The sequence below is a fragment of the Flavobacterium aquidurense genome, from assembly GCF_001404985.1.
In the GTDB taxonomy this organism is placed as follows: Bacteria; Bacteroidota; Bacteroidia; order Flavobacteriales; family Flavobacteriaceae; genus Flavobacterium; species Flavobacterium aquidurense_B.
Window position 1 is genome coordinate 183,782 of the sequence record NZ_JRLF01000010.1, and the last position, 13,900, is coordinate 197,681.

Here is a 13,900-nt window from a genome sequence, read left to right on the forward strand (position 1 = left end):
TTTTATTATTTTGTAAATTCAATTAAAACTAAGTCTTTATCATCAGTAACTACTTTTGCTTTTGTAAAACCATTCTTTTTTGCTTGTTTTCCTGTCCATGTTTCAAATGCCGCTATTTCATCACTTTTCTTGGCTAATTTTGCCTCTTTATAAACTTTAAAATTATCAGACATTCCATCAGGATAATTTGGATTGTTCCCTTCCCAACGACCTCTTACACCCTTATAATCAGGATTTTTTATATCATAATATTTTATACCGTCTTCAAAAACTACAGATCCAATACCTTGACCTTTTAACTCCGCGGGTATATTAAAATCAAATTCAATAAAATCATCACTTATCTCTATTTTCAGTTTATCTAAAGTTTTCACATTTCCAGAAGGAGTTTTATATTTATAAGAGTAATCTAAATTAGTACTATTAGCATATTTTTTTTGTTTATATAGCGTGCCTAAAACTTCTCCATTTTCTGACACAACTTCTCCAATTTTTCCTGTAGATGTAGGTTTGTAATTATCTACGAATTTAACTGTATTTTTAAATGTGTTTTCGCCTTTTCCAACATTTGCCAATGCTTTCCATTTCGTATATCCTCCTGCTTTTTCAATAGCTTCTAAGTTTTGGGAAACTAAGCTTAACTCACTAATGTCAGTGCGTAAGGTTGGAGCATGTTCTGCTAAAACCTGCCAAGCCTTAAAACCTGAGTTTTCATTAACAATCGCTTTAAATTCCTTACTGTTTTTTGCTAAATCTTCCACCAATACCTTAAGACATTGTGAATAAGAAAAGCAGGAATGCAATACAAAAAACAGAATTATTATTTTTTTCATAACACTAAAGTTTAATCTCTTTTTCTTCATCTTCGTAATTGCTTAAATTTTTAAACTTTAGCATAAATTTTTCATCCAATAAATAAATATCTTTCAATACAACACTTCCAAATTCAAATGAAATGTGCACAATAGCACCACTCTCTAAATTGATTTTATAAATACTTCTTTCGTGAAGAATAATCAAATTATTATCGAAAAAATAATTTCTAACAAAATCATTATTCTGAGGCTCAATAGGAGATTTATATTCTTTAAATTCTTTAGAATCTATATTATATATTATGGGATTATATTTTGGAATATAGATATATATTCCATTTTCTGATTCCATTTTAAAATGATCCAGATTTACAAAAAGCCCTTCGAACTCACATTGTAATAATGGAATATTGATTTTTTGATTATTGACAAGAAAATCAAATTTCCAAAACATTCGACCATAATTAAGTTCTTCTAATTCTGTTGCAATAATTTCTGTGTTACTTTTTAAAGCTTTATAAAAGTGTTGACTATCTAATTTCATAAACATGGTTTTTTAATATTATTTTTTCTAAAAATCTCGAAAGCAGTTACCATTTCATCTAATTTTCCTGCTTTCTGAGCATCTTTGAAATCTCCAAGTATTTTGGAAGATGCATTTATATAATCTACTAAATCATCAGAAACATCTAAAGGTAATTTATTAAACACATCTTGCAATTCGGTTATTACTCCTTTTCCTTCTACAACACAGTTTCTCCATTTACCATTTACAAATACTTTAACTTCTAAGTTTTTAAAGTAACTAACATCTAAAGCATGTAGCTTTTTTGAGAACTCAATTTGCTCCCCTGCTAAATTCACTTGTTTTTTAAACCATGGTGCAACATCACCTATTTTAAGATCAACATCTACAGCTTTATCACTCATTTGAAAAACAAAATAATACGTTCCTTCACTTATTTTATCACTCAACATTCTTGAATCGTAAGTATAAACCAAATCATCTATTCCTTCACCATTTTTCAAAATAGGACTTCCAAATCCTCCTGCTAAACTTGGGTCTTTTTGGAATCTATCTATTCTAAATTTGTATTTATTTGCACTAATTATTTCATTTATTTTTGCAAAACCACTGTAAGGAGGCCAGTTAATTCCATTATAAGGGTTAATATTATTTTTTGTGAATAAATCATAGAGTTCATCCCATTTATTTTCTCCCCACAATTTATAAGCTTCTTCTGCAATTTCTGGTTTAGCACCACCAGCAAAATCACCGACACTATTTGTAAAATCTTTAAATTTTACATCTTTATAAACCATGTCACCTAACTTATCGACATATCCAAGAACTTTCCAAACACCTTCTTGCTCTGTAACTAATTTTCTCTCTGCAGATGACAAGTTATCTATATTTGTCGTAAGGCTTCTCCATTCAGTGTATTGTGCGATTAACAAACTCCTAATGCCTTTGTTTGCTTTAAGCAAAGCTTTGGTAGTGGCAGGTAAGCTGGATACAAACTTATATCCACCTACAGCGATATTTTTCACTCCAATAACTCCCATACCAATATTGTACGCATTAATGGCTTTACCTAAAGTACTTTTCGGATCTACTGTTTGTGTATTTATTGCAATATTTCCAACAGAACCTGCTACTTCTGCTATTGCCCACGCACGACGCACCCATGTTACTTTTGCAGCTAAAGCAGTACCTCCACTAAGATAAATAGTAGCTATATCTAGTGCTGTAACAACGCCTTTTTCTATATAATCATTTCTAATCTTATCCTTTTGATATTTTAGAAAGATAGACGGCACTATATAATAATTATTCCCTAGGTTATTATCGCCTAAAGCTGTTTCTATCAACGGTAACTTACCTCCTTCCGGAATCAGTACTATTGGCGTAAGAGGAGATATTTCATCTACTACATCTTTACTAGTTATAGTACCGGCACCTGCGGAAGTATAGTTTGTAGTAGCATAGAAATCATAAATCGTAATATTGCATGTCTGATCATTATACTCAAAAGTGTTGCGTTTAGTACTATAGGTCTGTAACCACACTGAGGAGGTAAAATCACTATCGTACTCGATTTTATTAAGATTGATTACTCTTTTTGCATAATCATCATCTTCTTTTGGCCATCTATTTTCTATAGATTTAGGAGCCTGATTAAACATAGTAACTAATGCGCCTATAAAGTTGGTGTAATTTTTCTTATCGGTTAAGAAATAGAGAGATGCATCATCGATCTCATCAATAAGTTTTTTTAGTACTTTGTTAGTGTCTTTTTCTAAAAATGTATAATAGTTTGAATAGTTGTCTGTTTTAATAGCACTCATTAAACGTAGAATTGCCAATTCAGAACGTTCTTTTATATCTGTTTGATTTGCAATTATTTTAATAAGAGTTTCTATTTCTGTATATGATAAATTTCTAATTGCAGCCATACAAACACTATTAACAGACGTGGCAACTTTTTCTCCATCTGTTAATTTCATTGCCTCTTTCAACTCAACTATACCATCTTGTATTTCAGAAGACAGACAATCTTTTAGATCTCTTGCTAATATCTCTTGAGCAAAATTATTATAACAAGAAGCATCTTTAATGTCTAAAGGAGAGGGTTTCCAGTCTGCATCCGTAAAAGTTTTTAATTTATCTAAAACTCGAGTATTAGTATCTGATACCTTTTCATCCTCTGCATTCCATTCAACTAGTACATAATCGTAAGTACATCCGTCTCCTCGGGACCTAAATAAATTAACTTTATTATTAATCGTTTTAGAAACTTTTTTGGTTACAATTTTTTCTATACCATTAGTGAAAGCTTTAGCAGTGCTGTTCCATTGATAATCTTTGTCATTATATTTAATGGTACTAATTGTATAATTTTTTGCTATTGCAATGGTAACAACTATTCTTTCATTATTAAAATAAAACTCATCTATAACAACTCCACTTGGTGTTAATGCAAGGTGGGCATATTTATTAAGTTCTCCGGCCGCTTGACTCTGAAACGCATACAGCTTAAATGCCGGATCATTAATCTGTTTCCAGTCTTGATGATTCAAGACTGTTCCTGAGCTATAATCCATTAATAAATCAGTGCTTGAATCTGAAGTTTTATATGTTTCAAAAGGATGTTCCAGCTTAAAGATTCCATGACCTAGTTCGTGTGCAGGAGTTTTTTCTAATCCGGATTTAAATACGTAACCAAACTGTCCGTTTAGTCTCATATATCCTTGCTGTCCTGTACTTGACGCTTTATCTGTTACAAAAAGCACATAACTTGATTCTGTACTTTGGTACAGATTATTTATAGCTTGTTGCTCTGTACTATATGTAGACGTAAGTGTGTTTTTCTCTGTCTGAATTGTAGTTCCTGATACACCCTCTATATTGAGTACGTCCTGTTTCTTGAAGTTTATTTTAATACCTACTTTATCATAAATCGACTGAGTACTGGTAATAACTGCATCAAGTCTGTTTTTCGATGTATTATCTGTAGGTACTAAAGCAACATTGACCTCTTTTGGCGAAATATGCACAAGCATAAAAGCCCCAATCACTTTGTACTTATCCCCTTGTTTTATAGTGGCTAATATTTGCTCTTCGGCATAACTCAAAGTTCCTTTTACCGTTAATACAAATACTTTATCATTTCTTGTAAAATCTATTTTGGCACCGTTTTGAGTTTTAAACACAATACTGTCCAATTTTACATTAGCATCTGTTACGTTTACAGTGGCTAGCATTGTATCTTTATCGCCATTTAAAACTGCTTTGTAAGGTAGCGTCACGTCACCTACTTTTTTGTATAGGTTTTGTAAAGCAGCAGTTGCATTCTGGGGTATTACATCAAAAGCATATTTACTGCCATTGCCTGAAAATGCAATCGAAATTCCTTTGGCTGTAAATGCTGTTGCCTGTCCGCTTTTATCGACACCATCTGTATTTTCAGGAGTTGGTTTTCCTCCCTTGGCAGGTTCTGTAGGTTGGTTGCTTCCGTTTCCGTCTTTGTCAACGTTATAGATATTGCCTTTACTATCTGTAATTACGGTATCTTTTCCGCCCGGAATGGTTACTTGTTGTCCATCTACACCATTTACTAGAATATCGCCATTCGCATTGATAACAATATCTTTTACGACAAACGGAACCGATTCTTCGATTTGTCCTCCTTGTCCTTCGCCGGTGAAATCTTCAACATCGGCAATATTTTTCCAGTCTGGGTTGTAACTTGTTTCTACAACACCGCTTATCAATTGATAATCCGTATTGATTACGATACTATTAAATTCAACAGCAATTTTAGTATCTGCCAGATACGGCACAATAATATAACCTCGTCCTGAATAAGGGCTGTTTTCGCCTTTAAGTTCTAAAATAGTTACCGGGAAATCTCCGGCTTTAAAGGTTTCGCTTTGTATTAAATTGGTAAGCGGTTTTTGATTCTGAATATTAATTTCAGGTGTAATACCACAATTATATGCCGGAACGCCACTAGTTTCTACAGGTGTTGTAAAAGTGCTGACTCCGGAGTAGGTAAACGACTGAACACCATCGGCTGCGGGATCACAGCTTGAACCTACTCTAAATTGGTAGGTAACACCCGGCTCTAAATTGGTGATTAAACTTTGTGTGTTTAAACTATTGGTCGAAAACCATTGTGCATTACGCACATCTTGTTTTTTATATTGTACCTGATAACGTGTATGTTCAGGCACTCCCTGCCAGGTGATTTTTACACTTTTAGAATTCTGGGCTTCGCTTAATAAAAAGGTTGGCGCAGTACACGAAGCGGTATATTTAAACGAATATATCTCGCTGTATCCGTCATTTTTAAACACGGCATTCTCTGAAAGTCCCGTTGTAGAAATTGCGCGTACTCTCCAGGCATATCGAAGACCGGGAGTAAGAATTGGCATGCTTAAATTGTACAATAAAGCAGTTGAAAAAAGAGTTTCCTCATATAAAATGGGAGACATCTGGAACGCAAACTGCGGGTCTAATGTAGGATCGATAAGTTGTTTTAATTCGAACTTATACGAAATATTGGTTGCATTGATCTGGCGTGGTGTCCAGGTAAATAAAATATTAGGAAACTCCGTCGAGGCAATTTGTTCGTTTTTTTGCGGCGTATTTAATAACGGCGGATCGTTTAAGATCAAATATAAACTCGCACAGCTTTTTTGTGAGATCTTCTGGTTGGTTACAAAATCGTAGAGCTCAAAACAAAAATTGTACATTCCTTCCGGCAACGGATTGGCATATTGTACAGGAGAAATTCCTTGTAGGTTTTCGAGCCTGAAAAGTGCCGCAATATCAGTATTGGTGAGTGTTTGTAATTCGCCCCCATTGATAAAAATTGGACGCTGTCCTTGTATAAAATCACTGCTTTGTATGTTAAGTCCGTTACCTTGTATGTATAATTTTATACGCACTTGTCTTTGCGAAATGGCGATATCTGTAGGATTAATAAGCAACTGCATTTTAGTATCCATGCTAGTGGCATAATCTGATATCTTGACGCTATACGGACTATTAAAAACAGGTGTTACCTGAACCGGATATAATTGTGAATATCCCGCTGCACTAAAAAGTAACAGAACTGATAGATATATGTTCTTGAAAAGGTTCTTCATTTTTTTAATAGATGATAATTTTTTTAACCAATGTTTGTTGCCCCGTTTCTAATACTAAAACATACATTCCAGATTCTAATGTGGTCTCAAAATCAATTGCATACTTCTTTTTTCCGGATCCGCTTTTCTGGATCATTGTATTTTGTCCTGTTGTCGAGAACAGTCTTAAATTTACAGAGCTGTCGTTTTCTAAAGTAATGTGTGCTTTAAAATTACCATTACTCGGGTTTGGGGTTACGATAAAATCTACAATAAATTGTGCCGTTGTACCTGCATTGGGTAAACCGCTTCGCTGCTCTACGGTAATATTTTTACTGTATACGGCGTAACATTCTCCTTGCGTTTGCTCTAAACCAATAGAATAAACACCTGTGGCATCAAACTTAAGTGTGATGTATTTTTCTTTTTGTTCGACTACTTTTACGCCTTTCGGGATAACCCAATTGGTACTTTCGCCAAACGGATTACTGGTATTTATTAAAATTACTTCTTCGTCCAGATAGGCTTGTGAGCTCAATAAAAACTCAGAACTAATGGCTGTCTGGCTTGTTTTTATTACAATCTCGTCTTCGCCAATACATCCTAAACCTGAAGTTACTTTTACATGATACGTTCCGGCTTTTGATACATTTATTTTGGCTTCATTCGAAGTGAACCCGTTTGTAGAGGTCCAGCTGTATTGTGCCTTTGGATCAGCAATTGCAGCGTTTAAATCCATATTCTGATCGATACATAAGGTTCTGTCAGGACCAATATTAACCATAACAGCTTCCGGATCTTTTAAAACGAATTTCTTTTTATATACGCAACAATCGGGACAGGTAATGGCAACTTCATAATTTCCTGCTGTAAGATTGTTGAGGTCTTTGGTAGTGGCTCCCGTGTTCCATAAATAACTGTAAGGCAAATTTCCGCCTGTAACATTTAGTACTATCGAAGCATCGTTTCCTTTATAACAAGTAGGATTTTTGACGGTTTCTGTAGTCAATATTCCGTTAGGATCACCTACAAAAATACTTCCCTGAATGATACATCCTTTTGCATCAGTTGCCTTAACAAAGTAATTGTTTGTGGTAATATTTTCTATTTTAGGTGTAGTCGCACCATTTGTCCACTCATAAGTATATGGCGGAGTTCCTCCTGAAACGTGCGCTTCTGCCCAACCATCATCTCCGGTTGTACAACCCACATCAAACTTGGTAAATGTTAACTGTAATTTTGCAGGTTCCGGCATATCTTTTATGGCATCATTTTCCTTTACCAGAATATTATTCACATAAGTTCCCAGTTTTATTCCGTTTGCATCTTCAATATTCAGTGCATAGATTCCGTTAGATATATTTTCGGCTGTTTCATCATGATCGTTCCAGATTATCCAGGAATTACCAACTTGTTTTTTCCAGGTATAATAGTAAGGTAATCCGTTATTTTTATTGGCTGCTAACTGAATTCCTCCTTTGACATGGGCTACTAAAATTCCGTCCTGAGATTCGTCTCTTTGATTGTCGTGCGGATTAGCATCTGTTTCATTTCCAAATTCATTGCTTGCATTACACGAAATAGTACGAACTACCTCAAAAGTAACTTCAAGCGGATCCGGATCGTCTAAAGCGGTAACAGAGTTTGCAACGGTACAGCTTGTTTTGTTTGTTGACGCATTATAATTTGCATCACGAACTGTTAAGCTGTACAATTCCTCACCCACTCCGTTTAGGGAGATGGTGTAAACGCCATTATTAAAACTGGCTGTAGTGGTAGTTTGTACAATTCCTTTACTGTTTTTCCACTCAAACCAATAGGTGTTGTCCGGTAAAATAGTACCTCCGGTAACTTCTGCTACAATTTTTCCGTTCGTTGCTTTGTAAAAACTCGGATCAAGTATTTCAATATATTTTACAGCAAGTGGTGCAGCAGGTTCTGAAATAATAACAGTTGCCTGTGTGGTACATTTTTTAAAATCTGTAACATATACCGTATAGGTACCCGCTTTTAGAACTGTATTTTTATCAATCTCTACTCCATTCGACCATTTATATTCATAAGGAAATGTTCCTCCTGTAACAGTTGCAGTAGCCCAACCGTCGTTTCCTCCATTACAAAAAACATTTCCTTTAGTAATGGTTACAGACAATTTTGGTGGTTCCTGCATAAATTTTGTAACGTCAATTTCCTGAGTTAATACATTATTTACATAAGTCCCTAACCTGATTCCGTTTCTGTCTTCTACGTTAAGAGCATAATTTCCGTGCGAAAGATTTGATGCTGTCTCGCCTTTAATATCAGCTAAAGCTATCCAGGTACCATCTTGCTGCTGTTTTTTCCAATAAAAGTAATACGGCAATCCGTTATTTTTATCTGCTGCAAGCGGAGTTCCTCCTGAAACATTTGCCTTTAAAATTCCGTCCTGCGATTCATCACGCTGACCGTCATTGGGTGTTGTATCTTTACTATTGCCAAATTCGTTGCTTGTGTTACACGAAATATCACGAACAACCTCAAAAACAACTTTTAAAGGATCTGGTTCGTTTAGTGTCACTTTTGACTCTAATATGGAGCAATTAACAATTTGACTGGTTGCTTCGTCATAATTTTTATCGGTAATGGTTAAAAAATAATCCTCAGCCGGAACTCCGTTTAAGGTAATAGTATAAATTCCGTTTTCTACTGCGGCAGTAGCAGTTTGCACTGTTCCTGCTGTATTTTTCCATTCGTAATTGTATAATTTCCCATTATTCAATGCTGGATCGAATGGTGTTCCTCCAGTAATTTCTGCTATAATTCTACCGTTGGTCGCGCCTGAAAACGTAGGGGTAAAAATTTCTTTATAGGAGATTGCTACAGGAGCGGTTGGTCCGTCAATAACGATACTGCCTTTTACAAAACAGCCATTATCATCTGTTACTTCAACAAAATATTCTCCTTTTATTAGCTTTGCTATTTTATTTTCGTCGATAGTTCCTCCATCTACGCCATACCATGTGTATTTATACGGTGCTTTTCCTTTTGTAACGCTTGCTATTGCCCAACCGTTATTGCCCTCATAACAGGAAACATCTCCAGAGGTAAATGCCAATACAAGTTGTGCAGGTTCTGCAATTTTTTCTATCGCCGGAATTGCTGTTACCAGATCTGTCGTATTATAAGTTCCCTGAACGATTCCGTTTGCATCTTCAACATTTAGCGAATAATCGCCTTCGCTCAATTCATTAGCAGTAGCTGTTTTATAATCTTCTAACTTATCCCATAATTTTGTTACCGTATTGTATTTTGACCAGGTAAATTTATAAGGTAAGCCGTTATTTGCAGGTGCTACAAACTGAATACCTCCTTTTACGGTTGCCTTAATAATAGCGTCTGACGATTTATCACGATTTTTAACCGGATCTAAATTTGCCGTATTACAAGAAATTCCCTGAATAGTTTCTAATGTTATTTCTATGGGTTCCGGATCATCTAAAATAACCACCAAAGAAGGTATCGCGACAGGATCTAAAGTACAATTTCTTTCATCTTTAACGAATAAGGTATACGTATCTTCCGGTACATTATTTAAGGAAATCGTAACAATATTATTCAAAAATTGTGTAGATGTTTTACTGGCATCTATAACGTCATTTTTACTGTTTTTCCATTGGTACGAATACGAATTTCCGTTAATTAGAGTTCCTCCGGTAACTAAAGCTACAATTTTACCATTTTCGGCTTTATTAAAAGTAGGATTAAATGGTGTAATTTTAACTAATTGAAGCGCACTTGCAGGCTGACCAATAGTTTCAGGTAACACTTTTTCAGTATCATCTGATTTTTTTGCTATACAACCCACAGTATCTGTAGAATTTTTTAATTTTCTCACTTTTACAGCATAAGTACCTAAACCAAGACCGGAGATTGTAGTTTTATCACCATTTAAAAAAGTAATCCAATTTCCTCCATTTGATGAATATTGATAGATACCATTATCAATACCTCCTGTAGCTACTACATCTATTGCACCATCAGAACCTCCAAAACAATTGATATCATTTTTTTTGGTAATAGAAAAATCAACCGGGGTTGGTGAGGTTATGTTAAAAATATAAGGATTTGAATCAGTATGCGGAGATCCCGTATTTGATCCGTTTATAAATCCTAGAAATGTAATTCCATATTTTCCTTTTGCAAAATTACACGGAAATTCAAAACTATTTGTTCCATCAAGAACAATTTCATCGTCTGGTCCTTGTGATGAACACGTAGCTTCCTTCCATACTCCCTGTGCTTCGTCAAATTCTTTAATACTAAAAGTCATTTGTTCTCCATTAAATAATGGTCTGTTGAATTTTAGAATCAGTTTACCATCTTTGCTATCAAAACATCTGGTTTTTTCTTCTGTTTTTGAGATTATTTCCGGAGCAGATTGTCGAACTATATAACTAACGGGGACAGAAGTAGTAGTACATGCTTTCTGTCTAAAATAAATTCTCTTTCCATGGTATTCTCCTGCATTTGCTCCTATAATTTCTACTGCATTAGCTGTAAAACTTGATTTAGTAGAAAATTGTGGCAAATCAACCCAGCTATTTGGATCTAATCGATTAAATGAATATTGCCAATTATACTCTGAAGGAAAAAAACCTGTATTTGATGCAATTGTGATTCTTCTGTCTGTAGGCAATTCATCGTTGGCTCCCGGACTTGCGATAACGAGAACAGGGCGAACTTTTACATTAAAAGAGGAACTTGACAACCCGGCTCCATCACTTTCTACATTTGTAAATTGATTAAATGCAAAATTATAATCAAAGCAACGAAACTTATCTGTAGTAGTAATTCTTCCGCTATTATGAGGTCTGTTTCCCCTACAACTTTGTCTGTCATATCTAGTGGCAGTAAAAAACATTGACACCGGAGTTTTATTTGCTTTAAAGAAGCTGTTTTTATTAGTATAAGTATCTGTAGCCCTGTTATCACTGTAAGTAATATCCAGAGCCTTGTAATTATCTGCTGGTGTACTAAATTCAAGAGTAACAGAAGCTGCTCCACAATTATGATGCTCATCTCCATAAGCCCAACCATTAAAAACAACTTCATATGAGCCTATTTCCGGAACTGTAGCCTGAGCAAAACCAAATCCTGAAACCAATAAAATTATCAATAAGTAAATCTTCTTCATAGGCTTAATATATAACGTTTAGGGTTTCTGCTTTTGCAGGGCTATCACTTTCTAAATTAGGAACAAAATGGTATTCGAGTTCCTGATTGATGTTTAAATTTTTATCTTCTAATGTCAAAACATTGCTGTTCAATTCCTTCCACAATGTTGGCGGAGTTCCTTTTGTATTTTTATAAATACTCACTCCCAGGACTTTGCCTTTGTTTTTTGCATAATCCCAGGTCAGGACTATTTTTTTATTTTCTCTGTCAGCTACTCCCTGCAAAAATGTAATGACTTTTACTGGTGTAAAATTCAAAACATTTACCGTTACGGTCGAATGATCTAATGACGACCAGAGATTGCTTTTATCCTTGGCCAGAATAGCATATTGGTATATTTTTTTATTCTCTACCTTATCATCTGTAAATTCCTGAATAGTATCATTTATCTGTTTAATTTCCAGCCATTTTTCTTGTCCTTTCTCTCTCCTTCTTAAGCTATATCCTACGACATCTTCGCTATAACTGCGAATCCATTTAAGATGTACTTTGCCATCTTTATTATCGTAATCTTTAAAAATAGGTGCGGCAGGCGGAATTTTATCCGGTTTGTCTAAAACCAATACATCAGACAAGTCCGAAATATTAAAACGCATATCCTCAGCAGCAAGTCTGTAATAGACTTTGCTATTGGTCATTTTCAGGCTTACGCTGTCTTTATAATCAGTACCCACATACGATTGATGGTAGATATCTACAAACTCTTCTCCTTTATTATTGGCTTTTAAAATTCGATACCCTCGCAAATCTTTTTCAGTATTTGGTTTCCATTTTAACCGAACCACTCCAAGGCTGTCTATTACACCTTCAAGACCTGTAGGCTTTGCCGGCGGAATAGAATCTACTGGCTGAACGAGCATACTTTGAGAGGTTAATCGCTGATTGTTTTTGCCCACTACAGAGATGGTAAAATAATTCGAGGGATATAAATTTTCTTTATAATTGAGTTTTCTCTGGGATGGCGGAATAATTTTAGAAACTACTTTATAAGGTCCTTTATCATTATCTGCCAAATTAATTTCGTACCCCTGAATAAAACCTTCTGATGCTGCAGGATAATCCCATTCCAGATTAACTTCGTTGGTGTTTACAATATTATAATCTACCAGTCTTGCCGGCGTTACTATTGCTGCTACTCCTGTTGCCGTAATAGGTTTTGAAATTTCTCCTTTTTCTCCAAATGCTGTGATACCGTATACCCTGTATTGATATACTTTATCGTTTACACTCAGCGTATCAATATAATACATACTTTTTGACGGATGTTCGTCTTTATCATTCAGGTTGACCAGTGGCGTTGCGGCTATTGGGGCAAAATTGATTCCGTCTGAAGATTTCTCCACCATGTATGACGTATAAATTCTTTTAAAGGTTTGGTAGTCCCAGGAAAGCAGTACTTGTTTATCGTCAGGAACTGCAATAAAATCAGTTGGTGCCGGAAGGGTGCTATAATCTTTTAATCCTATCATATAAGAGGATTCCTTAACCTTTGGACTTTCGAAAACACTTACCTGATACGCATACACTTCATTTTGCTTTACGTTGGTATCCACAAGTCCCCAACCTGCTTTTACTGCTCCTGTAAAACTCATATCTGCGGCGTATAAAGCAAATGTAAAACGCTGATCGAGTTCATCAGCCATATTTACTATTTTAGCCAGATCTCCTTCTTTAGCGGCCGTTACTTCAAAGCTTTCTCCGTAAATAGATTGTGCTATAATAGCGGCATTATTATCTTTTTGAACCAGGTCCATCCACGAATCCAGCGGTTCAGGAAGTAATGGTTTTGGGGTAAGTACTATTTTTTCAGGTTTTTGTAAAACATTCCCATCACGTAATATGGTGGTTCTGGTCACTATAAATCCTTTTTTATTTGCTTTTTGCCATTCGCTTGGAGAATTAACTGCCCAGCGTATCAAAATCTTATCTTTTTGTGCTCTTGCATTGACCATAACGGTAGCACGTTTAGCTTGAGAATATGATATCGAAATAAAGAATAATAGTAAAAAAAGAAACTTGATTTTAGGCATTAAGATGTAATTTTTTCCATGTTAAAAAAACGCAAAAATAGTATTTTATATCAACTGACAAACAATTATTTATAAAATAAAAAGCGTATTAATAGCACAAAATTCCGAAAGTGTTTTTTGATCAAAAAAGTCAATTTCGTAAACCTCATTATTCTAATTTTTTACACTTTTTATCTGTTCAAATTCTTACAAATTAGTTGTTGATAA

5 protein-coding genes are annotated in these 13,900 nt (G+C 34.8%); all 5 read right to left on the reverse strand.

The window, feature by feature from the left end; all coding sequences use genetic code 11:
- Positions 1 to 5 precede the first annotated feature (5 nt).
- Genes RC62_RS09285 through RC62_RS09305 form a run of 5 tightly spaced genes read right to left on the reverse strand, consistent with a single transcriptional unit; the run spans position 6 to position 13,693 of the window.
- Entirely contained in the window at positions 6 to 833 is an 828-nt protein-coding gene (locus RC62_RS09285; protein WP_157472451.1) for a hypothetical protein, read from the reverse strand.
- 4 nt (positions 834 to 837) lie between these two features.
- The gene (locus tag RC62_RS09290) at positions 838 to 1,359 is read right to left on the reverse strand and encodes a hypothetical protein (RefSeq protein ID WP_157472454.1); all 522 of its coding nucleotides are present in this window, start codon (positions 1,357 to 1,359) and stop codon (positions 838 to 840) included.
- Entirely contained in the window at positions 1,356 to 6,470 is a 5,115-nt protein-coding gene (locus RC62_RS09295; RefSeq protein ID WP_082421259.1) for a fibronectin type III domain-containing protein, read from the reverse strand. Before RC62_RS09295 ends, RC62_RS09290 begins: the two co-directional genes overlap by 4 nt.
- A gap of 4 nt (positions 6,471 to 6,474) precedes the next feature.
- Complete coding sequence (locus tag RC62_RS09300) at positions 6,475 to 11,622, reverse strand: T9SS type A sorting domain-containing protein (RefSeq protein WP_082421260.1); 5,148 nt, start codon at positions 11,620 to 11,622, stop codon at positions 6,475 to 6,477.
- Between the two features lie 4 nt (positions 11,623 to 11,626).
- The gene (locus tag RC62_RS09305; RefSeq protein ID WP_055094805.1) at positions 11,627 to 13,693 is read right to left on the reverse strand and encodes a fibronectin type III domain-containing protein; all 2,067 of its coding nucleotides are present in this window, start codon (positions 13,691 to 13,693) and stop codon (positions 11,627 to 11,629) included.
- Positions 13,694 to 13,900: the final 207 nt, after the last annotated feature.